Genomic DNA, 21,256 nt, shown 5'->3' on the forward strand with positions numbered 1-21,256 from the left:
GAGTTCCTTGAGAGTCATGGGCGCGTCGTGTCCCCGCGCCGGGGCCCGCCGGGATCCTGTGGTGTCAGGACCCGGGGGACCCGATGAAGGAGCGTTGAGCGTGACGACATTGGCACGGTGGTGCTATCGGCACCGGCTGGTGGTCCTGTTGCTGTGGGTGGGGGCCCTGTTCGGTCTGGGGGCGGCCGGTTCGGCCGCGGGGACCGACTACTCGAACGTCTTCTCCCTCCCGGACACGGACTCCACGACCGCGACCGACCTGATGAAGAAGGCCTTCCCGCAGAGCTCGGGCGACACCGACACGGTGGTGTGGAAGGTGGACGGCGGATCCGTACGGGACGAGTCCGTACGGTCCCGGATCGAGCCCGCACTCAAGGAGATCGGCGGGATGAAGGGGGTCGGTGAGGTCACCGACCCGTACGCCGGCGCCCGGGGCGCCGCCCAGATCAGCGAGAACGGGCGGATCGCCTACGCCCGGATCACCTTCACCGAGCAGGCGAACGGCGTGCCGAAGGAGACAGTGCAGGACGTCGTCGACACGGCCCAGGGCGCCGAACGCGACGGACTGCAGGTCGAGTTGGGCGGGCAGGCGATCACCAGGATCCAGGAGCCGCCCACCGGCACCGCCGAGGTCGTCGGGATCGCGGCCGCGGCCGTGGTCCTCTTCCTCGCCTTCGGCTCGCTCTTCGCGATGGTGCTGCCGATCGTCATCGCGATCGCCGGCGTCGGCACCGGCCTGATGTCGACGACGCTGCTCAGCCACGTGACCGACGTGCCCGAAGTCGCCCCGCTGCTCGGCTCGTTGATCGGCCTGGGCGTCGGCATCGACTACGCGCTCTTCATCGTCACCCGGCACCGGCGCGGCATCCTGCGCGGCGCGGCGCCGGAGGACTCGGCGGTCACCGCCCTCAACACCGCGGGCCGGGCCGTCCTGTTCGCCGGCGGCACGGTGTGCATCGCCCTCGCCGGCATGCTGGTGATGAACATGCGCTTCCTGGACGGCGTGGTCATCGCGACCTCGCTGACCGTCGTCCTGAGCGTCCTCGCGGCGACCACCCTGCTGCCCGCTCTCCTCGGACTGCTCGGCACGAAGGTGCTCAGCCGCCGCCAGCGCCGCCGGCTCGCCGAGACGGGACCGGAGTCGCACGAGGCGAGCGGCCTTGCGGCGCGCTGGTCGGCGTACGTCCAAAGGCGCCCGCGGTCGACCGCGCTGATGGCGGTCGTGGTGATGGCCGTACTGGCCGTCCCCGTCCTCTCGCTGCGCCTCGGCACCAGCGACCAGGGCAACCAGCCCACCTCCACGACGACCCGGCAGGCCTACGACCTGCTCGCCGAGGGCTTCGGGCCCGGCTTCAACGGGCCGCTCCAGGTGGTCGTGGAGCGGGGCGACGCGAGCGGACTGGTGTCGGCCATCAAGTCCACCGACGGAGTGGCGCAGGTGGCCGCGGCCCCGCCGGCGAACGGGATCACGGTCGTCCAGGTCGTGCCCACCACGTCACCGCAGTCCGAGCGGACCGACCAGCTGATCGACCGGCTGCGCGACGACGTGATCCCCGCGTCGGGCACCAAGGCCCATGTGGGCGGAGTGACGGCGGTCTTCAAGGACTTCGCTGCCGTGACGGGCGACCGGCTCCCGTACTTCATCGCGACGATCATCGCGCTCGGCTTCCTGCTGCTGCTCGTCGCCTTCCGCTCCCTCGTCGTCCCGCTGACGGCGGCCCTGATGAACCTGATCGCGGCGGCCGCGTCCTTCGGCGTCCTGGTCGCGGTCTTCCAGTGGGGCTGGGGAGCGGAGGCCATGGGCTTCGGCAAGGAGGGCCCGATCACCTCCTTCCTCCCGGTGATCATGCTCTCCCTCCTCTTCGGCCTGTCGATGGACTACCAGGTGTTCCTGGTGAGCCGGATGCACGAGGAGTGGGTGCACACCAAGGACAACGCCCGGGCGGTCCGCGTCGGCCTCGCGGAGACGAGCCGGGTCATCAACTGCGCGGCCCTGATCATGATCTGCGTGTTCTCCGCGTTCGTCCTGAGCGGTGACACGGAAGGCGCGATGGCCGGCATCGGACTCGCGGCGGCGGTCGCACTCGACGCCTTCATCCTCCGTACGGCGCTGGTGCCGGCCGCGATGCATCTGCTCGGGCGCTCCAACTGGTGGCTGCCGGCCGGACTCGAGAAGCGGCTGCCGCATCTGGCGGTGGAGCCGCGGGAGGAGCCGGAGGCCGTGGCGCCTGCCGCCGGGGAGGGGGCGACGGTCGTCCACGGCTTCGTCCGCGACCCCGAGGGCGACCCGGTCGACGGGGCCGTCCTCACCCTGCTCTCCAAGGGCGGGCGTCAGCTGGACCGGGTGACCTCGCTGGCCGACGGCTCGTACATCGTCTCGGTGCCGGCCCCGGGGACGTATCTGCTGGCGGCGACGGCCCCCTCGCACGGGTCCCGCGCACGGCATGTGCTGGTGAGCGGGGAACCACTGGTGTACGACGTGGAGCTGACCTCGTCGGACGAGGCGGACGCGGTCCGGTAGGGCCTGTCGTGGAGCTGACGTACGCGGCCCGCCAGTGGCTGTCGTCGAGCTGAGGGGTGTCGTTGAGAACGGGCCGGGCGGCCCGGCGTCCTCACCCGGACGTCTCGTCCTTCCGGCCCTGCCCCTTGCCCGCCGGGTCCGGCAGCATCTTCGTCATGCCCGGCAGGAAGTCCGTGAACAGCTCGTGCACCTCGTGGACGAGCGGGCGCAGTACGCGGAAACGGGCCAGGGAGACGCCCCGCCCGGTGAGTCGTGCACCGCGCTCGGCGAGCCGGTAGCTGCGCTCGCGGCCCTCCGTCCGGTCGAAGACCCAGTACAGGACGAGCCCCATCTGGGACAGCCACATCAACTCCGGCAACACTTCCCGGAGTTCGTCCGGCACCTTCGCCTTGGACCCGGCCAGCACCTCGCGGTGCAGGGCGATGGACTCCTCGCGCGGGCCCGCGGACTCGGCCGAGAAGGGGCTGAGCGGGCTGTCCGGGTCGGCGGCGTTCTTGAAGAACTGGGCCGCGAACTCGTGGTACGGCTCCGCCACGTCCAGCCACGTCTTCAGTACCCCGGCGAGCCGCGCCTCCAGGTCCTTCTCGCGCGCCAGGACCGGCCGGACCGCCACCTGGTGCTCGGCGCCGATCCGGTCGTAGAAGCCCTGGATCAGGTGTTCCTTGCCGGCAAAGTAGTAGTACGCGTTGCCGACGGAGACCCCGGCCTCCTTGGCGATGGCCCGCATGGTCGTCTTGTCGTACCCCCGCTCCTGGAACAGCTTGAGGGCGGTCTCCAGGATCAGGGCACGGGTCTGCTCGCTCTTGGCCGGGCTCTTGTCGGAGCCGGAGCCGGAGCCGGCGCCGACACCGGGGCCGGTGTCCGGGCCGGGGCCGACGCCGGTGTCGGAGCTGGTCTCGGCGCCGGTTTCCCGGCCCGCGTCGGGGCTGTCCTCGTTCGGTGCTGGCACGGGAACAGAGCCTAACGAGTGGCGCAGGTGCCGCCGTCACAGCCGGGAGGTGTGTAGACCCACCCGGACCGCGGGTCGTACGACCAGCCGTCACCGTTGTAGTAGGCGCCCCCGCCCCAGCCGGCCGGCCTGGCCTGCTGTGTCTGCCGCCACTTGGCCGCCGCCAGCATCGCCCCCCTGGCGAGCTTGGCACCGGCCGGGGTGCTCAGCCGGTGGGCGAGCGGCCGGTGTTCGCGCAGCGCCCAGAGGCAGACGATCCAGGCGGCGGAGCCGCGGTAGACCTGGCCGCCGTCTCCCACGACGGTGATCTCGTCGAGGGTGGCCCGGTGATCGAGCCCCGGGAAGCGTCCCCGCGCCTCCTCGGAGCCCGCCGGCACGAGCCGCAGCGGCACCAGTTGCCGCTGCTTCACCAGCCAGTCGCGCAGGAAGGTGCACAGTGAGCACCGCGCGTCGTAGAGAACCGTGAGCCCGCGGACCGGGACGCGCGGGGCGTCCCGGTCCGGGGCGGCACCGGTGGCCGTCCGGGTCACGGTGCTCACGCCCCGGCCGACGGGGCGACCCAGTCCTGCGGCGCGACGGGCGGCAGCTGCTCCCGCTCCATGACACCCCGGCGCCGGATCTTGTTGAGCACGTAGACGTTGCCCAGGTGCATGACGCCGAGCACCAGCAGGACCACCCCGAGCTTGGTCGACAGGGCCTCGAACACCTCCCGGGTGTTCGCGATGTCGCTGTCCCCGCTCAGATACAGCGCGACGAACCCGAGGTTGACGAGATAGAAGCCGACCACCAGCAGGTGGTTCACGGCGTCCGCCAGCTTCTCGTTCCCGTGCAGTACGTCGGAGAGAAAGACCCGTCCGTTCTGGCTCAGCGTCCGCGCCACCCACACCGTCAGCGACACGCTGACCACCAGATACACGACGTACGCGACGACCGTCAGATCCATGACCCACCCCTTTCGGAAACCCCCGCACGGAGGCCTCGCCATGCCCTCGAAGCGCTTCTTGAACGCGTTCAAAAGCTTCTGGGCATGACTGTAGACCTGTTTTTGAACGCGTTCAAGCAGGAATTGCCGAACCTTGGGGGCGAGGATGCGGGCGCGAGGAGGCGAGGGTGCGAGGATGGTTGCATGGTGTGTGCATGAACCATGCGAACTCCCAGGAGGCAGGATCCCCATGAAGCGCAGGATTCTCGGCGGCACCGGCATCTCGGTCAGTGAGTACGCGCTCGGCGCGATGATGTTCGGAGGGTGGGGCAACCCGGACCACGACGACGCCGTACGGATCATCCACACGGCCCTGGACGCGGGCATCAACTTCGTGGACACCGCTGACGTCTACGGCGCCGGGGAGTCCGAGGAGATCGTCGGCAAGGCGCTCAAGGGCCGCCGTGAAAGCGTCGTGCTGGCGACCAAGTTCCGGTCGGGCATGGGAGAGGACGCCAACCAGGCCGGCGGCTCCCGCCGCTACATCGTGCGGGCCGTCGAGGACAGCCTCCGCCGCCTGGGCACGGACTACATCGACCTCTACCAGATGCACCGCCCCGATCCGCTGACGGACATCGACGAGACCCTTTCGGCTCTGTCCGACCTCGTGCGGTCGGGCAAGGTGCGGGCCATCGGCTCGTCCTCGTTCCCGGCCGAGCAGATCGTGGAGGCCCAGTGGGTCGCCGAGCGGCGGGGACACGTCCGCTTCCGCACCGAGCAGCCGCCGTACTCAATCCTGGCGCGCGGCGTCGAGGGCACGATCCTGCCCGCCGCGCAGAAGTACGGCATGGGCACGCTGACCTGGGGGCCGCTCAGCGCCGGCTGGCTGTCCGGGCGGGACCTGTCGGCGAGCGGCCGGGCGGCCAGGGAGAAGAACAAGTTCGACCCGTCCCTGCCGGGCAACGCGGCGAAGCTGGACGCGGTCGCCGAGTTGAAGAAGGTGGCCGCGGACGCGGGACTGCCCCTGCCGCACCTGGCCCTGGCGTTCGTCCGCACCCACCCGGCCGTCACGTCGGCCATCATCGGCCCGCGCACGATGGACCAGCTGACCGACCTGCTGGCCGGCGTCGACGTCACGCTCGGCGCCGATGTCCTGGACCGCATCGACGCCATCGTCCCGCCCGGCACGGACCTGAACCGTGCCGACAACTACTTCACGGAGAACCCGGCGCTCTCGGACCCGTCGCTGAGGCGCCGCCGGTAGCGGGGACGCGGTCGCGGTCTCCGGAGGGGGCTCCGGGGGTGCTTCCCTGGGGTACGGCTCCCGGGTACGGGCCCTGGGCTACGGCCCCGGGATTCGGCCCCCGGGATACGGTCCCGGGTGCCGCCGGGGCCGCCGGCCGGGCCGCAGCCCGGTGCTTTCCGGGACGCCCGAGCCCGAGCCCGTACGCACCCGTACGCACCCGTACCCAGCCCCGTACTCAAACCCGGCGCAGCTCCGGCCGCTTGCAGTAGTCCGTGAACCCGATGATGTTGCCCCAAGGGTCGGCGACCTCGACGGTCCATCCGGTGGCCGTGGAGAACGGCTCGTCGAGGGGGCGGATGTCCGCGGTGGTCAGGGCCTCGGCCGTGGCCCTGGCGTCCCTGACCTCCAGCCACACCCGCGGCGAGGCCCACGGCGGCGGCCGGTGACTCAGCTCCTCGTCCAGCCGCAGCAGCACCCCCGGCGTCTCCTTGCCCACCTTCAGCACGGCGATCCCGGCCTCGTCGAGCCGGAACCCGACGGGGAACCCGGCCCGCTCGTACCAGGCGACCGCCTCGCCGAGATCACCGACCGGCAGCAGCACATTGTCGAAACCGAGCAGCTCGTACGACTCGTCATCTGACATGCCATCAGGTTAGAACGTCATCTGCGCGCGGCCGGGGACGCGGCCGCGGGGTCACCCGTGTGGCCGGGCCGGGGGAGGCCGCCGCCCGCCGTCGCGTGCGCGGCCCCGGAACGCCACCTCGGAACGCCGCGTCGGCGAGGCCCATGGCGCAAGGGAGTTGACGTAAGGGAGTTCACGGGGAAGCGGACAACCGAAAGGGACCCCGCCCCCGGTACGAAACCGGGAACGGGGCCCCCTCACCGTACGAAACGCACGGGACCCGCGGAAGGATCAGAAGCGGCGCGTGATCAGCGCTCGCTTGACCTCCTGGATCGCCTTCGTGACCTCGATACCGCGCGGGCAGGCGTCCGTGCAGTTGAACGTCGTGCGGCAACGCCACACGCCGTCCTTGTCGTTGAGGATCTCCAGCCGCTGCTCGCCGGCCTCGTCGCGCGAGTCGAAGATGAAGCGGTGGGCGTTGACGATCGCGGCCGGACCGAAGTACTGGCCGTCGTTCCAGAACACCGGGCACGAGGAGGTGCAGGCGGCGCAGAGGATGCACTTCGTCGTGTCGTCGAAGCGCTCACGGTCCTCGGCGGTCTGCAGTCGCTCGCGCGTGGGCTCGTTGGTGTCCTTCGTGATGAGGAAGGGCATCACGTCGCGGTACGCCTGGAAGAACGGGTCCATGTCGACCACGAGGTCCTTCAGGACCGTCAGACCCTTGATGGGCTCGACCGTGATCGGCTTCTCGGGGTTGATGTCCTTGATCAGCGTCTTGCAGGCAAGGCGGTTCTTGCCGTTGATCCGCATGGCGTCCGAGCCGCAGATGCCGTGCGCGCAGGACCGGCGGAACGTGAGCGATCCGTCGAGCTCCCACTTGATCTTGTGCAGCCCGTCGAGGACGCGCTCCTTGGGGTCGATCTCCAGCTGGAAGTCTTCCCAGATCGCCTCGGCCGCGACCTCCGGGTTGAACCGGCGGACGCGGAACGTGACGGTGATGTACGGGGAGTCGGCGAAGCCGGGCTCCGGCTGGTCAGCCTTGTCCGCCTTGTCCAGGGTCGGGGTAGCCATCAGTACTTACGCTCCATCGGCTGGTAGCGGGTCTGGACGACCGGCTTGTAGTCGAGACGGATGGACTCGGTGCCGTCGTCGCCGACCTCGCGGTACGCCATGGTGTGGCGCATGAAGTTGACGTCGTCGCGGTTGGGGTAGTCCTCGCGGTAGTGACCACCGCGCGACTCCTTGCGGGCGAGGGCGGAGGTGGCCATGACCTCGGCGAGGTCGAGCAGGTTGCCCAGCTCGATGGCCTCCAGGAGGTCGGTGTTGAACCGCCGGCCCTTGTCCTGGATCGCGACGTTCCGGTAGCGCTCGCGCAGTTCGGCGATCTTCTCGACCGCCGTCTTGATCGTCTGCTCGGTGCGGAACACCATCACGTTGGCGTCCATGCACTCCTGCAGCTCCAGGCGCAGCGCGGCGACCCGCTCGGTGCCCGTCGAGTTGCGCAGCCGCTCGACCTGCGCCTCGACCAGCGACGCCGGGTCCGCCGGTAGCTCGACGAAGTCAGCCTTCGCCGAGTACTCGGCGGCGGCGATACCGGCTCGCTTGCCGAACACGTTGATGTCCAGCAGCGAGTTGGTGCCCAGCCGGTTGGCGCCGTGCACCGAGACGCAGGCGACCTCGCCGGCGGCGTACAGACCGGGAACCACGGTCGTGTTGTCCGCGAGCACCTCACCCGCGACGTTCGTCGGGATGCCGCCCATCGCGTAGTGCGCGGTGGGCTGGATCGGGATCGGGTCCGTGTAGGGCTCGATGCCGAGGTACGTACGGGCGAACTCGGTGATGTCCGGAAGCTTGGCGTCCAGCTGCTCCGGCGGGAGGTGCGTGAGGTCGAGGTAGACGTGGTCGCCCTCGGGACCGCAGCCGCGGCCCTCACGGATCTCCGTGTAGATGGAGCGCGAGACGACGTCACGCGAGGCGAGGTCCTTCATGACCGGCGCGTACTTCTCCATGAAGCGCTCGCCGTCCTTGTTGCGGAGGATGCCGCCCTCACCGCGGGCGCCCTCCGTCAGCAGGATGCCCATGCGCCAGATGCCGGTCGGGTGGAACTGGAAGAACTCCATGTCCTCCAGCGGGATGCCACGGCGGTAGACCGCGGCCTGGCCGTCACCGGTCAGCGTGTGTGCGTTGGACGTCACCTTGAAGAACTTGCCGGTGCCGCCGGACGCGTAGATCACGGCCTTCGCCTGGAAGACGTGGATCTCGCCGGTCGCCAGCTCGTAGGCGACCACGCCCGCCGAGCGCTTGACGCCGTCGACCTCGGTGATCAGCTGGTCGAGGACGTAGAACTCGTTGAAGAACTCCACGCCCTCCTTGACGCAGTTCTGGTACAGCGTCTGGAGGATCATGTGGCCGGTGCGGTCCGCGGCGTAGCAGGACCGGCGGACCGGGGCCTCGCCGTGGTTGCGGGAGTGACCGCCGAAGCGGCGCTGGTCGATGGTGCCGTCCGGGGTGCGGTTGAACGGCAGGCCCATCTTCTCCAGGTCGAGGACGGAGTCGATGGCCTCCTTCGCCAGGATCTCGGCGGCGTCCTGGTCGACCAGGTAGTCACCGCCCTTGATCGTGTCGAAGGTGTGCCACTCCCAGTTGTCCTCCTCCACGTTGGCGAGCGCGGCGGCCATGCCGCCCTGCGCGGCGCCCGTGTGGGAGCGGGTGGGGTAGAGCTTCGTCAGCACGGCGGTGCGGCTGCGCTTCGTCGACTCGATGGCGGCGCGCATACCGGCGCCGCCGGCGCCGACGATGACGGTGTCGTACTTGTGGATCTTCATGATTCTCGCAGCCCCGTGCCTAGCGGATGTTCGGGTCGAAGGTGAAGATCACCAGCGTGCCCAGCAGGATGGTGAACACCGTGGCGGTGTAGAGCAGGCCCTTGAGCCACAGCCGGGTGTTCGCGCGCTCCGCGTAGTCGTTGATGACCGTGCGCAGGCCGTTGGCGCCGTGCAGCATCGCGAGCCAGAGCATCGCGAGGTCCCAGACCTGCCACCACGGGGATGCCCAGCGGCCGGCCACGAAGGCGAAGCCGATCTTGGAGACGCCGCCGTCGAGGACGAGCTGGATGAGCAGGTGGCCGAGGACCAGGACGACCAGGACGATGCCGGACAGGCGCATGAAGAGCCAGGCGTACATCTCGAAGTTGCCACGGGTGGACTTCGGGGTCTTCTTGGTGCGCTGCCGCGGGGCCTCGATGAAGGGGGCCGGGTTGTCGACGCTGTACGCCGAGAACTCGCCCGCGCCCTCGACGGGGCCGATGCCGGCAGCGCTCGTGGATTCAGTGGTGGACATCTGCGTCAGCTCCCGAAGAGAACACGAGCGGCGTGGCCCAGGACGGGATAGATCGCCCCGGCCATCAGCACGACCCAGATCACGACGACGGACCAGAGCATCTGCTTCTGGTAGCGCGGGCCCTTCGACCAGAAGTCGACGGCGATGACACGCAGGCCGTTGAGCGCGTGGAAGAGGATGGCGGCGACGAGGCCGTACTCCAGCAGCGCGACGATCGGGGTCTTGTACGTGGACACGACCTTGTCGTAGTCCTCGGGGGAGACACGGACAAGAGCGGTGTCCAGCACGTGTACGAACAGGAAGAAGAAGATGAGGACGCCGGTGACTCGATGAGCCACCCAGGACCACATTCCTTCCCGGCCGCGGTACAGCGTTCCAGCCGGCACGGAAGAACCCTCCGAAAGCGGGGATTGGGGCCGCGCCGGCTTCTGTGTCGGTCGGGCCCGGCCGGGTACGGTCCACCGGCCCCGGCCATCGTAGCGACGACTTGTCGGAACGCTTACAGCGGGCCCGTCTGTGTGATCAAACAGGCAATCAAACAGGCACGTACGGGCTATCAGGCCGGCCCGAATCAGCCGATTCCGGGCGTGGGGCGCCTGGGGAGGCCGGGTCGGTGGGGCGCTCGAACGTCTGTGCAAGACGGGTGATCCGGCCACGGGCGAGTCGCCGGAGTTCCTCGGCCGCCAGGACCAGCTCCTCCTCCGGGTCGTTGGTGAGCCGGGAGCGGATCCCGGCGAGCACCTGGTCGAGGGCCTCCGCCGGGTCGAAGTCGTCCACACAGATCACGAAGACATGCCCGAAGCGGCTCTCGTACGCGGCGTGCGCGGCGCTGAGCGCGGTGTGCGCGGCGGAGTAGGCCCCGTCCGGGAGGACCGTGAGGGACTCGCCGGCCAGCGCCTCGGCGAGGTCGGCGGGTGTCAGGTCGTACGCCGCCTCGTCGGCGGCGGCGAGCAGCGCGTCCAGGTCGGGATAGGGCCGGTGGTCGGCCAGGCGCCGGGCCCAGCGGAGGCTGCGGCAGCAGGCGAGGAGCGCACGCTCGACGACGTCGCCGGGCGCGGAATTGAACGGCTCCAGACGGACCGGGGACGGCGCCGCGCCCTTCTGCTCGGGAAGCGCGACCTGGCCGGGGAGGCGTGGGTGACGGTGCGAAGGCAGCGTGGGTCCTCGGCGATGGGATCCGGTGACGCCGCGTGGACGTCACGTGTGTGTCGGAAGGGAAACGTGTGAGCGATGTGCCGCCACGTTATCGATGCGGGTCATGAGCTGTCCGACGGACGCCTGATTTTCACCCGCACGAGAGAGTTTCGGAATGTGTGGTGGACGTACGGCGCGCAGGCTTAGGTTCACCTGGACGGCGTACAAGGAGGTGTGCGGGAGGTCTCCGTGCCAGGAGGCTTACGAGGGGGACACGACCAGCGTACGAAGCGTGCGCGAGGAGGTGCGCGGGCGATGTACGACGTGGACTGGACCCGGACGGCCGGGGCGAAGTACGACGTGGACTGGACCCGGACGGCCGAGGCGAAGGGCGGACAGCGGTGAGCGCGCGCAGGCGCCGGGCCGCGGCGCGCAGAAGGCGGCCGGCCCTGGTCGCGGCGATCGCGGCCGCGGCCGCGGTGGCCCTGGGGGGCGCCGCAGCGGCGACCGTCGCCCTGTGGCCCTCGGGAGACGACGGGGCATCGGGGGCGGGCACGCCCTCGTCCGGCACCGCGATATCGAAGCCGCCCAAGGCGGCCCCCTCCACCTCTCCGTCACCGAGCCGCTCGTACCCCCTGTCCCAGGCGCCTCGCACGATCCCCGCCGTACGGGATCACACCCCCGCCCGCGGCCCCGGCTGGCGTCCGGCATCGGGCGGCCGCGTGGTCGTCGGCGACGCCGGTCTCGCGGACGAGGGGCGGCTGCTCGCCGGCGAGCTGAAGCTGGCGTACGCGGGAGAGACGGATCCCCGGGACGGCGATGTCGAGCTGGACCTGAACAGCACGGACGCGAATGCGGAGTCGTACACCCTGACGGTGAAGAACCGCCGGGTCACCATCAGCGCACCCGCGCAGGCGGGGGTCTTCTACGGCACCCGCACCCTCAAGCAGGAAGTGCACGACGGCGGTACGGCGCCCGAGGGCGAGGTCCGCGACCAGCCGGCGAAGCCGCGGCGCGGGTTCATGCTCGACATCGCGCGCAAGCACTTCACGGCCGGCTGGATAGAGGACCGGGTCAGGGAACTGGGCGACCTGAAGTTCAACGAGCTGGGCCTGCACTTCTCCGACGACCAGGGCTTCCGGATCCAGTCGGACTCGCATCCGGAGATCGTGTCGAAGGAGCACCTGACCAAGGACGAGGTCCGCAGGATCGTGGCGCTCGCCGAGAGCCGTCACCTCACCGTCGTCCCCGAGATCGACTCACCCGGCCACCTCGGTGCCGTGATCGCCGCGCACCCCGACCTCCAGCTGCGCAATGCGCAGGGGGTCGCCACCCGCGGTGCGGTCGACATCTCCAAACAGGCCTCCGCGGACATCGTCGACGACCTGCTGAACGAGTACGCCGGTCTCTTCCCCGGCGGTTACTGGCACCTCGGCGGCGACGAGTACCAGGCGCTCACGGTGTCGAACCCGGCGGCCTCCTACCCGCAGCTGGCCACCGCGGCCGTGAACGCCTACGGCTCGGGCGCCGGGATAGCCGACCTCGCGACCGGCTGGCTCAACGACCGGGCCAAGGTGGTCAGCGGCCACGACCGGACGCCCCGGGCGTGGAACGACGGCTTCTTCAGCGGGGGCAAGGTCCAGGCGGACGGCGACCTCCAGGTCGCGTACTGGACCGGCAAGGAGATCGGCGCCCGCCAGCCGTCCGAGTACCTGAGCGCGGGCCGCAAGGTGCTCAACTACAACGACGAGTACCTCTACTACGTCCTCGGGCAGCCGCAGACCTTCGTCTATCCGACCGGACAGCGCATCTACGAGCAGTGGACCCCGCTGGTCCTGCGCGGCTCCACACCGGTGTCCCGGCAGTACGACGGGCAGATACTCGGCGGGTCCTTCGCCGTCTGGTGCGATCTCGCCGGGTCGCAGACGCAGGCCCAGGTGGCGGCCGGTGTCCGGATGCCACTGCGGGCGACGGTCCAGAAATTGTGGGATCCGGACAAACCGCCGCTGTCCTGGGCGGACTTCAAGAAGCTGGCGGACCGGCTCGGCTGAGCCGGGCCGGGCGCGCGGTGCCCGTCGAACCGCTGCTCGACGTACGGTCCACCGGCCCCGGCCCGTTGGCCGAAAACCTCTTCTTCCGGCTCCTCGACCGGCTCGGCGTGGTGCCGCTGTGACACTCACGGCTCGTCGCACGCAGTAAGGGGAAGTGCGGGCTCCGTAAGAAACAGGCGCCCCGACGAGGGACTTCGTGGAGTCGAAGGAGGCGTTGATGAGCCTGGTGGAGCTGATCGCTCAGGCCGATGAGCGGGGCCTTGCGGCAAGCGGGCTGGCTTGTTTGGACCGCTGTGTTCCGCTGCTCGGCGGCGACGACGAGATCCTGCGCCCGCTGTGGGCGAGCCTCGTGGACGGGGACGCGTGGGAGGACCGGCTGGAGCAGGCGCGCGCGAAGTTGGACTCCGGCGACCGCGCCGCGACGGCTGCCCGGGCGGGCACCGGCGGCGCCGCGGAGCGCGTCCCGGCCGGCCCCGGCCGGCCGTCGCCCGCTGCCGCCGCCCTGCGCGACGAGGACGAGGCCTCCGCGCTCGCCCGCCGGATGCTCGACGCCGTGCCCGCGCAGCCCTCGTCCGGGGGGCTGCGCGCCTGGGCCGACGCCTGCTCCGTGGCCGCCCTGCAGATCCACCGGCTCCTCGACGCGGCCGACGACGGTTCGTCCTCGGTGTCGGCCCGCCGGGAGGGCCGTACGGACGGCATGTCACCGCTCGTGGCGGCCGAACTGCGCCGCCAGGTCACCATCCTGGAACTGCTCGCCGACCACGGCGCGGGGGGTCTGCGCCCTGCGCTGGACGTGTCCACGGAAGGGCGTCGCGTGCTGCGCGCGGTGGTGTCACGAAGAGCCCGCGGACGGGCGTAAACCCCGTTCCTGAGGGGGTCCTGTGACCGTCCTGCGGGCAGGAGTGGGGGTCCTGGGCCGTTGTGGCGAACGCTCCTCGGACGCGTGACGAATCCGGCTCCCGGGACGCTGCTGCCAGTGTGACTGCTCACATTGCCTGGACTGCACAGCAAGCGACACGGCCGCACGCCGCGACGAAGCCCATGCGCTGGGCCGCGGACGCGGTCGCGACGATGCGCGAAGGAGCGCGGTTGCGACTCGACTACTCGGCGCAGAGCCTGTGGCGGGTCGACCGGCTGATCGAGGAGATACGCCGGGAGGCCGCGCCGTACGCCGCCGTGGAGAGCGTGCTGCGCGGTTTCGGCGCGTACGCGGGCGAGGTCGTCGCCCGGCACACGGGCGCCGAGTGGTGGCAGTCGGGCGGCGACCACTGGCTGCGCACGCCCGACGGGCGGCTGTGGGACCCGATCGACGAGGCCCGCCGCTGCTACGCGGGCGACGGCTCGCTCCGGCTGCTGTGCCGGGACGCGGCGGGTTTCGGCAGGAGTTGACGCCGGCCGGGTCGGGGCGAACGCCCCTCGCCCGGGCCGGACATACGACGACCGGGGCCGGGGCCGGACATACGACGACCGGGGCCGGGGCCGGACATACGGCGGTCGGGGCCCGGCATACGGCAGCCGGGGCCCTGTAGGACAGGACCCCGGCCGGTCGTGCGCTGTCGGTACGGTCGGCGCCGCACCGCGCAATGGCGTTGGAGCCGCACCGTGTTGGGCCTCGGCGCCGCACCGCGTGACGGTGTCGGCGCCGTGCGCCGCTACGGCGTGAGCACCTGGCCCAGGTGGACCGCCGTCGCCGTACCCAGCTGGGTGATGCCGTAGTACGCGGACTTGGCCGTGACGACGGAACCGTTCGCCACGGGCACGTACAGCAGCGTGCCGGTGCCGGTGTCCTCGCCCTCCGCGCCGATCACGAGGTCGGCGAAACCGTCGCCCGTGAGGTCGCTCAGGGAGAGCGCGGAGCCCAGCCTGTCGTCGGTCTCCGTGGAACCCGGGATGTCGGCCGTGTCCTGCGAGAGGGCGACCGAACCGGTGCCGGTGAGGCCGGCCGTGGCCCCCTTGAGCAGCCAGACCGAGCCCGCGTTGGAACGGTTCTTGGCGTCCCGGGTGATGTCCTCGTCCGGAGCGCCGGTGAGGACGTCCGCGTAACCGTCGGCGTTGACGTCGCCCACCGAGACCGAGGTGCCGAAGGCGTCGCCCGACTCGGCGGCGCCCTCCACACCCGTGGTGCCCTGGTGGATCGTCGTCAGGCCGGTGGTGGTGAAACCGGTGGACGTGCCCGGGACCATCGTGACCTGGCCGCCCGCGTGGGCGCCGGACTCGGCGGTGTAGGGCTGGCCGACGACGATGTCGTCGTAGCCGTTGCCGTTCACGTCGCCCGCGGCGATGGAGCGGCCGCCCTTGACGGTGAGCGTGGACACCTTCGACAGACCGAGCGCCTTGGAACCCTTGAACCAGGTGACCTTGCCGGCGCCGGACGCGTCACGGTAGGTGAGGGCGACGTCCGCGTACCCGTCCCGGTTGAAGTCGCCGGAGGCGGCGTCCGCGTAGGCGAGGGCGCCGCTGACGGTGGTGAGGTCGCCGGCGACCTCGTGGCCGTCGTCGAAGCGGGCCGCCCAGTTGCCGCCGGTGCCGGTGGACGCCGTGAAGACGTCGGCCTTGCCGTCGGCGTTGAAGTCGCCGACGGCCACCGTCGCACCGAACTTGGCGCTGTTCGGGTTGTAGTCGTCGCCGAGCGCCATGGTGTCGGCGCCCGTGTCGAACTTGGGCCCGTACAGGATCGTCACCGCGCCGCGGTCCTTGTGCGTGGCGTCGTCCTCGCCGGGCGCGCCGATCGCGAGGTCGGCGACCCCGTCGCCGTTGATGTCGCCCCAGGCGGTGGCGGCGCCCCACTGGTCGCCGGACTCGGCGGCACCCGGGACGCCCGTGCTGCCCTGGTTGAGCTTCAGCTTCGAGGCGGAGACGGGGCCGTTCACCCCGCCCGGCACGAGCGTGAGCCAGCCGCTGCCCTGCTGGGGCGTGGCCGCGACCAGATCGGTGACGCCGTCGCCGGTGTAGTCGGCGGTCGGGATCGCGGAGTTCCTGCCGGGGCTCGACGCGTACCGGCGGATCTCGGCGAGCTTGCTGTACAGGTTCTTGCCGGGGGACGTCGTCGTGTCGACGTCCTTGTGGCCCGCGATGGTGTTGACCGTGGCCCGATCGCCCTTGTGGTACGTGCCGGTGTCGGCGTCGGCGGTCAGTGTCACCGAGCCGCTCGGGGCGCCGTCGTACTGGCCGAGCTTCCACGCGGCGAGACGCGCCACCGATTCCACGGCGGCCCGCGACGGCTTGCCCGCGGCCTTCACCGGTGTGCTGGTCGGGTCGCCCTCGAAGTCGCCGAGGACGGCGATGCCCGTGGAGTCGCCGTTGAAGCCGTACGTGCTCTCGCCGCGCACCGGCAGGTCGACGCCGCCCGCGCGGCCCTCGAAGATCCGGCCGCACTTGTCGACCAGGAAGTTGTAGCCGAGGTCGTTGCGCTGCTGGACCTGGATGTCGTACGCCATCAGACCGCGCACCAGCGACGCGGACTGGGCGCAGCTGTAGTCGTTCGTGCCGCCCGTGTGGTGGACGAAGACCGCGCTGATCTTGTCGATGTACTCCGGCGCGTCCGCCACCGTCGACTCGTCGGCGCCCCAGCGGGCCCGGGGGACGACGGGCGGCTCGACGACGGTCGAGGCGCGGGGGGCGGGCGGCGCGGCCGGGCCGTCACTCGCCGAGTCGGATGGGGACGCGGATGCCGAGGCGGACGCGGACGCGCTCGCGGACCCGGACGGCGAGCCGGAGGCGGTGGCCGTCGCGGGATCGCTCGGATCCTTGGCGACGAAGGCGGCGTTGCTCAGCGCGCCGGTGTCCGTCGTGCCGCTCACCCTGCCGGCCGCGACGGAAGTGCCGCTGCCGGACCCCGGGTTCGCGGCCTCGGCCGCGGTCACGCCGGGGTCGACGAGGTTGACCTGGAGTCCTGCGGGCAGCCCGTCGCTCGCGGAGCCGTCGGCGGCGACGACGCGGGCCTCGACCCCGTCGCTGGCCCCGACCCACAGCGGCTGGGAGGCACCGCGTGCGTCCTTGGCCCCCGGCTCGGCCCGGTCGACGGGCCGGAACCCGAGATCGAGGCTCTGCCAGCCGCTCCACTTCCCGGTCGCGCTGCTGCGCGTGCGCACCTGAGCGGTGCCGTCGAGTTCGGTGGCCGCCGCGGTCCAGGAGATCCCGACCAGCGAGAACGCCTCGGTGCTCGTCCGGTCCAGCTCGCGTGCGCCGGCGCCGCCGCTCTTCAGCGCGAGGCCGTGCACCGCGACGGGCCGCTTGCCGCGCGCGGCCCCGGCGTTGGCGTCACCGCTCGGATTCGCGACCGCGTACGTCGCGACACCCGCCCCGCCCAGCACGACGGCCCCCAGCGTCAGCCATGTCCGCCGCTTCAGACTCAGCGGTTTGTACGCATGGGTCTTTCGTCGACTCAAATGCCCCACCCCTAGTGAAACTTCACACACAACACACCCGTCGCGCGGGCGACCTTCTATTTGAGCCCACAAGGACGCTCCCGTCACCCGCATTAGGTGTGCCGTACATCACTCCGGCCTGGGCGTGACGTTCCGCGGGCCGGATCCGCTTGGTCTGAAGAGGCATGCGCAGTCGTACGGGGGTGGGACGGATGCGAGGGGAACGCGTGGGGCGGCGGAGCGGGATCGAGATACGGATGCGGTGGCAGGCAGGGGAGTTCGTACGACAGGTCACGGCGCGCAACCGGCTGCCGCTGGACTACTCCGTGGACAGTCTCAGAGTGGTCGACTTCATCGTGGACGGGGTGCGCAAGGGGGAGCCCGAACGGGCGCGGGCGCGGCAGGTGTTGTACGGCCTCGGGATCTACGTCGGTGAGGTCTTCGTCCGGCGGGCCGGGGGCGTGTGGGTCGAGTTCGACGCGCAGCAGCGGGAGTTGTTCGGCCAGCCGGTCGGGGTACGGATGCCGGACGGGCGGCTGTGGAATCCGCTCGGCAAGGTGGTGAAGCGGTTCGATGCGGGGGCGTCCGAATCCGTACGGATGCTCTACCTCCAGGTGCACGGCCGGGAGGCGCGGCCCATCGGGTGCGGGCGGCGGACCGCCTGATCGAGTACGGTGCGGCACCAAGTAGCCCTGAGCAAAGGGCTTCTGACGAGCTGTGACATTTATCTGGGGCCGGACGCTGATGACCATGGGGGCGTGGACACGGTCGGCCGTGTCACACGGTGTGCATCCGTGACGACTCGGTACGAACGAGGACAGTGTTGGGCCAGGGAGGGGAACCCCGCCGCGTGCAGGCGTACGACGGGCAGTTGGGCACGGCCGTCGCGCGGGCGCAGGAGGGGGACGAGGCCGCGTTCGCGGCCGCGTACCGGATCGTGCAGCCCGGACTGCTCGGATACCTGCGGGGCATCGTCGGGGACGAGGCCGAGGACGTGGCGTCCGACGCCTGGCTGGAGATAGCGCGGGATCTGGGGCGCTTCAGGGGCGACGGGGCCGGGTTCCGGGGCTGGACGGCGACCATCGCCCGGCACCGGGCGCTCGACCATCTGCGCCGGCAGCGGGTGCGGCCCCGGGCGAGCGCGCTCGAACACGACCTCCTGGAGCTTCCCGGGACCCACAGCACGCACGACCAGGCCCTGGAGTCCCTCTCCACCGAGTACGCCCTGCAGCTGGTCGCCGGGCTGCCCCGCGACCAGGCCGAAGCCGTACTCCTGCGGGTGGTCGTCGGGCTCGACGGTCCCGCCGCCGCGCGCGTCCTCGGCAAGCGCCCCGGCGCGGTCCGCACCGCCGCCCACCGCGGCCTGAAGCGGCTCGGCCGGCAGCTCGGGGCCGAAGGTGTGACGCCTGAGGGCCCGAGGACGCTGGGGGAGTCGGGATGACCGCGAGGAAATCGACGGCCAGGAACGGACACGGACATGGGTGAACGGCAGAGCGACGGGGGGACGCCCGCGCACCGGGCCGCCCCCCGGGCCGCCTCCCGCCCGGCTCCCACGGGCACGGGGCCCGGCTTCCCTGCGGCTGCCGGGCCGTCTCTCGGCCTGGGGCCCGCGCTGGACGCCCTGGTTGCCGCCGTGCGGGGCGGTCCGGTGGATCCGGCGGCGGAGGGCCGGGCGGTCGCCGCGTTCCGGGCCGCCCGGGAGCAGGGGGCGCACGCGGGCCGGAGCCGGCGGCGGGACGACTGGCGGCCGCGGGAACAGCGCCGGGCGAGCCGCTCGTTGCGGGCGGCGCTCGCGGCGCTGATCGCCGGTCTGGCCCTGGGCGGGGCCGCCTTCGCGGGCATCGGCCCGGCCGGTCTGTCGTTCGACGACGACGAGCACCGAGGGGGCGGGCCCTCCAGCGGCACCACGCGCCCCGCCGATCGACCGGGCCCCTCGGCCGGCCCCACCGGCACGACCCCCCTCGGCCGCCCCCCGGCCACCCAGCACAGCGGGGAGAAAAAGCCCAAGGAGCCCAAGGAGCCCAAGGAGTCCGGGAAGGAGCAGAAGCCCAGCAAAGAGAAGAAGCCCAAGAAGCCCAAGAAGGAGAAGAAGGACAAGAAGGCCGGGACGGCAGGGGAAACCGAGGCGACGGAATCGGCCACTCCGGCCACTCCGGCCGAGACGACCGAGCCGAAGAAGCCGAAGAGCGGCGCCGTCGCGACGCAGTAGGCCGCCCGCCCGCCTGCCCGCCCGCCTGTCGGCCGGCGGAAGCGGAATGCGTTCGGAACCCGTCCGCGGCGGGGCTCGCCGTCGCCGTCCGGCGCCGGGCTCATTGCCCCCGATGGCCAACGGCCGGGGCCGCCACTCCTGGCCCGGCCACCTCATAAAGGGCCTCTGACCTGGCGCTTTGGCGCCCAGGTGCAGTTTCTTTGCTGCCCGGATCGGCCCGCATCTGGGCTTTTCTGACTGTCCCTGGCCGCTGCTGGTCGCTGGTCACGCATTGGTCATGCGGCCGGCCGTCGGGTGTCACCGACTCAGGGACAATTCCAGTACGACGCTTTCTGTCGAAGTATACTTAGACGCATTCCGTCGCAGTCGATGTTGTGGGTGAGCGAGTGAAAGAGAGCCTGCCGGTCAAGCCGGACGACGTGGTCGACCGGGACCGGGAGTGGGACCTGCTCGCGGAGTTCCTCACTGATCCGGATCCGGCGATGCGGCTCGGCATCGTGTCGGGGCGGCGGCGGCATGGGAAGTCGTACCTTTTGCAGGCCCTGTCCGAGCAGGTCGGCGGCCTGTACGTCACAGCGGTCCGGGAGGAGGGGCGGCTGCCCGCGATCCAGCGGTTCAGTGACGCGGTCGCCGCCCACGCCGGCTTGCGGCCCGGGAGCCTGCGCCTCACCGACTGGCGTGACGTCCTGTCCAACGCCCTTGAGGTGACCGCCCGTTCGTCGCACCCGCTCCTGGTGATCGACGAGTTGCCGTACCTGCTCCAGCACTCGCCTGAGATCCCGGGGCTGCTGCAACAGCTCTACGACGAACGCCAGCGCGGCGCACGGCCCGGTGCCGGGCGGGGGCCGCGGCTGATCCTGTGCGGCTCCGCGATGAGCGTCATGCACGAACTGCTCTCGGGGACCAAGCCGCTTCGCGGACGTGCCGTGGTCGATCTGCGACTGGGTCCCTTCGACTACCGCGACAGCCGGGCCTTCTGGCGGATCGCCGACCCACTGACCGCGCTGAAGGTGCACGCGGTTCTGGGCGGGGCACCTGGCTACCGGCCGGTGGCTGCCCGGCCGCATCCGGACGACGGCTTCGGTACCTGGCTCACCCGGACGCTTCTCGACCCGGGGCGGGCGGTGTACTCGCGTACCGAGACCGAGTACCTGCTGCGCGAGGACCCGAGGATCACCCAGCACACGCTCTACTACGACATCCTCACCGCGATCGCGAACGGAGCCACCACCCCCAGCAAGATCGGTGCCGCCCTGGAACGCCCGCGCAACGCCGTCGCCCACCCGCTCGGAGTACTGGAATCCACCGGCTACATCCAGCGGGAACAGGACATCCTCCGCTCCAGGCACCCCGTCATCACGCTCGCCGACCCGGTCATCCGCTTCAACCAGCTCATCACCCTCCCGCAGGCCGCCGCCGTGGAGCAGGGCTTCGCCGAGCAGGTATGGCAACAGGCCGCTCCGACCTTCAACTCCAAGATCCTCGGGCCGCACTTCGAGGACCTGGCCCGCGACTTCACCCGTCGTTACGCCCACACCCTGTTGCCCGGTGGCCTGCCCGGCCCGGTCGGTACCACCGAGGTCGCCGACCAGGCCGCCCGGACGAAGCACGAGGTCGACGTCATCGCCCTGGCCGCCGGTGAGCGCCCGCAGGCTCCCCGCGCGAGGATCGCGCTGCTGGGCGAGGCCAAGGCAACTGCCGCCCGTCGTGGGACCGGTGACCTGGAGCGCCTGGAACGTATCCGTGGTCTCCTGGCTGACCAGGGCTACGACACCGCGGCCACCACGCTGGCCCTGTACTCACTGCACGGCTTCCATCCCGACCTGGTCGAACGGGCCGACCGCCGTGACGATCTCCTCCTGGTCGACCTGGCCACCCTCTACGGCAGCTGAAGCC

General features: G+C 71.1%; 19 protein-coding genes. 9 read left to right on the forward strand and 10 right to left on the reverse strand.

Features of this window, described 5'->3' with window-relative positions; genetic code table 11:
• The first annotated feature begins 109 nt into the window (after positions 1–109).
• Complete coding sequence (locus ACFVYF_RS28195) at positions 110–2,521, forward strand: MMPL family transporter (RefSeq protein ID WP_389459900.1); 2,412 nt, start codon at positions 110–112, stop codon at positions 2,519–2,521.
• A gap of 91 nt (positions 2,522–2,612) precedes the next feature.
• Here ACFVYF_RS28195 and ACFVYF_RS28200 read toward each other — a convergent pair whose 3' ends face one another.
• The 3 genes from ACFVYF_RS28200 to ACFVYF_RS28210 form a co-directional block, all read right to left on the reverse strand.
• On the reverse strand, positions 2,613–3,305 hold the full coding sequence (locus ACFVYF_RS28200; protein WP_389459902.1) for a TetR family transcriptional regulator: 693 nt from the start codon (positions 3,303–3,305) through the stop codon (positions 2,613–2,615).
• 176 nt (positions 3,306–3,481) lie between these two features.
• Entirely contained in the window at positions 3,482–4,009 is a 528-nt protein-coding gene (locus tag ACFVYF_RS28205) for a thiol-disulfide oxidoreductase DCC family protein (RefSeq protein WP_389459790.1), read from the reverse strand.
• Entirely contained in the window at positions 4,006–4,413 is a 408-nt protein-coding gene (locus tag ACFVYF_RS28210; RefSeq protein WP_389459791.1) for a hypothetical protein, read from the reverse strand. Before ACFVYF_RS28210 ends, ACFVYF_RS28205 begins: the two co-directional genes overlap by 4 nt.
• Positions 4,414–4,642: 229 nt before the next feature.
• On the opposite strand from ACFVYF_RS28210, the gene ACFVYF_RS28215 reads away from it, so the two are divergent.
• The gene (locus tag ACFVYF_RS28215) at positions 4,643–5,656 is read left to right on the forward strand and encodes an aldo/keto reductase (protein ID WP_389459793.1); all 1,014 of its coding nucleotides are present in this window, start codon (positions 4,643–4,645) and stop codon (positions 5,654–5,656) included.
• Positions 5,657–5,873: 217 nt separating this feature from the next.
• Here ACFVYF_RS28215 and ACFVYF_RS28220 read toward each other — a convergent pair whose 3' ends face one another.
• From ACFVYF_RS28220 to ACFVYF_RS28245, 6 genes are all read right to left on the reverse strand, one after another.
• Entirely contained in the window at positions 5,874–6,281 is a 408-nt protein-coding gene (locus ACFVYF_RS28220; RefSeq protein WP_389459794.1) for a VOC family protein, read from the reverse strand.
• 270 nt (positions 6,282–6,551) lie between these two features.
• Positions 6,552–7,331 carry a succinate dehydrogenase iron-sulfur subunit gene (locus ACFVYF_RS28225; RefSeq protein WP_383278432.1) on the reverse strand — a complete coding sequence of 260 codons (780 nt, stop codon included), beginning with the start codon at positions 7,329–7,331 and terminating at the stop codon, positions 6,552–6,554.
• Complete coding sequence (gene sdhA / locus ACFVYF_RS28230) at positions 7,331–9,085, reverse strand: succinate dehydrogenase flavoprotein subunit (RefSeq protein ID WP_389459796.1); 1,755 nt, start codon at positions 9,083–9,085, stop codon at positions 7,331–7,333. The genes ACFVYF_RS28225 and sdhA overlap by 1 nt, the downstream gene beginning before the upstream one ends.
• A 19-nt stretch (positions 9,086–9,104) precedes the next feature.
• Positions 9,105–9,599, reverse strand: a complete 495-nt coding sequence (locus tag ACFVYF_RS28235; protein WP_389459797.1) for a succinate dehydrogenase hydrophobic membrane anchor subunit — start codon at positions 9,597–9,599, stop codon at positions 9,105–9,107.
• 5 nt (positions 9,600–9,604) lie between these two features.
• Positions 9,605–9,985 carry a succinate dehydrogenase, cytochrome b556 subunit gene (gene sdhC, locus ACFVYF_RS28240; protein WP_389459799.1) on the reverse strand — a complete coding sequence of 127 codons (381 nt, stop codon included), beginning with the start codon at positions 9,983–9,985 and terminating at the stop codon, positions 9,605–9,607.
• 148 nt (positions 9,986–10,133) lie between these two features.
• Entirely contained in the window at positions 10,134–10,754 is a 621-nt protein-coding gene (locus ACFVYF_RS28245; protein ID WP_389459904.1) for a 2-oxo-4-hydroxy-4-carboxy-5-ureidoimidazoline decarboxylase, read from the reverse strand.
• A 380-nt stretch (positions 10,755–11,134) separates the two neighbouring features.
• Here ACFVYF_RS28245 and ACFVYF_RS28250 point away from each other — a divergent pair, with 380 nt between their 5' ends.
• The 3 genes from ACFVYF_RS28250 (at position 11,135) to ACFVYF_RS28260 (ending at position 14,173) form a co-directional block, all read left to right on the forward strand.
• Positions 11,135–12,784 (forward strand): glycoside hydrolase family 20 protein, encoded by a 1,650-nt coding sequence (locus ACFVYF_RS28250; RefSeq protein ID WP_389459800.1) that lies wholly within the window; start codon positions 11,135–11,137, stop codon positions 12,782–12,784.
• Positions 12,785–13,001: 217 nt separating this feature from the next.
• Positions 13,002–13,643, forward strand: coding sequence for a hypothetical protein (locus ACFVYF_RS28255; protein WP_389459802.1), 642 nt, complete (start codon positions 13,002–13,004; stop codon positions 13,641–13,643).
• 182 nt (positions 13,644–13,825) lie between these two features.
• On the forward strand, positions 13,826–14,173 hold the full coding sequence (locus ACFVYF_RS28260; protein WP_389459803.1) for a hypothetical protein: 348 nt from the start codon (positions 13,826–13,828) through the stop codon (positions 14,171–14,173).
• 263 nt (positions 14,174–14,436) lie between these two features.
• Here ACFVYF_RS28260 and ACFVYF_RS28265 read toward each other — a convergent pair whose 3' ends face one another.
• Complete coding sequence (locus ACFVYF_RS28265; protein WP_389459804.1) at positions 14,437–17,181, reverse strand: FG-GAP-like repeat-containing protein; 2,745 nt, start codon at positions 17,179–17,181, stop codon at positions 14,437–14,439.
• Between the two features lie 182 nt (positions 17,182–17,363).
• Here ACFVYF_RS28265 and ACFVYF_RS28270 point away from each other — a divergent pair, with 182 nt between their 5' ends.
• The 4 genes from ACFVYF_RS28270 to ACFVYF_RS28285 all read left to right on the forward strand — a co-directional run bounded on the left by ACFVYF_RS28270 (position 17,364) and on the right by ACFVYF_RS28285 (position 21,252).
• Positions 17,364–17,816: a hypothetical protein gene (locus tag ACFVYF_RS28270; protein WP_389459805.1), complete on the forward strand. Its 453-nt coding sequence runs from the start codon at positions 17,364–17,366 to the stop codon at positions 17,814–17,816.
• Between the two features lie 158 nt (positions 17,817–17,974).
• Complete coding sequence (locus ACFVYF_RS28275) at positions 17,975–18,592, forward strand: RNA polymerase sigma factor (protein ID WP_389459807.1); 618 nt, start codon at positions 17,975–17,977, stop codon at positions 18,590–18,592.
• A 36-nt stretch (positions 18,593–18,628) separates the two neighbouring features.
• Positions 18,629–19,360: a hypothetical protein gene (locus ACFVYF_RS28280; RefSeq protein WP_389459808.1), complete on the forward strand. Its 732-nt coding sequence runs from the start codon at positions 18,629–18,631 to the stop codon at positions 19,358–19,360.
• A gap of 386 nt (positions 19,361–19,746) precedes the next feature.
• Positions 19,747–21,252, forward strand: coding sequence for an ATP-binding protein (locus ACFVYF_RS28285; protein WP_389459810.1), 1,506 nt, complete (start codon positions 19,747–19,749; stop codon positions 21,250–21,252).
• Positions 21,253–21,256: the final 4 nt, after the last annotated feature.

The organism is Streptomyces sp. NPDC058274 (assembly GCF_042881375.1).
GTDB lineage: Bacteria > Actinomycetota > Actinomycetes > Streptomycetales > Streptomycetaceae > Streptomyces.

Bases quoted from the DNA above. Each gene is read 5' to 3' on its own strand.
- ACFVYF_RS28210 (WP_389459791.1), bottom strand. From the start codon at position 4,413: ATGGATCTGACGGTCGTCGCGTACGTCGTGTATCTGGTGGTCAGCGTG.
- ACFVYF_RS28215 (WP_389459793.1), top strand. From the start codon at position 4,643: ATGAAGCGCAGGATTCTCGGCGGCACCGGCATCTCGGTCAGTGAGTAC.
- ACFVYF_RS28220 (WP_389459794.1), bottom strand. From the start codon at position 6,281: ATGTCAGATGACGAGTCGTACGAGCTGCTCGGTTTCGACAATGTGCTG.
- ACFVYF_RS28225 (WP_383278432.1), bottom strand. From the start codon at position 7,331: ATGGCTACCCCGACCCTGGACAAGGCGGACAAGGCTGACCAGCCGGAG.
- sdhA (WP_389459796.1), bottom strand. From the start codon at position 9,085: ATGAAGATCCACAAGTACGACACCGTCATCGTCGGCGCCGGCGGCGCC.
- ACFVYF_RS28235 (WP_389459797.1), bottom strand. From the start codon at position 9,599: ATGTCCACCACTGAATCCACGAGCGCTGCCGGCATCGGCCCCGTCGAG.
- ACFVYF_RS28255 (WP_389459802.1), top strand. From the start codon at position 13,002: ATGAGCCTGGTGGAGCTGATCGCTCAGGCCGATGAGCGGGGCCTTGCG.
- ACFVYF_RS28260 (WP_389459803.1), top strand. From the start codon at position 13,826: ATGCGCTGGGCCGCGGACGCGGTCGCGACGATGCGCGAAGGAGCGCGG.
- ACFVYF_RS28270 (WP_389459805.1), top strand. From the start codon at position 17,364: ATGCGAGGGGAACGCGTGGGGCGGCGGAGCGGGATCGAGATACGGATG.
- ACFVYF_RS28280 (WP_389459808.1), top strand. From the start codon at position 18,629: ATGGGTGAACGGCAGAGCGACGGGGGGACGCCCGCGCACCGGGCCGCC.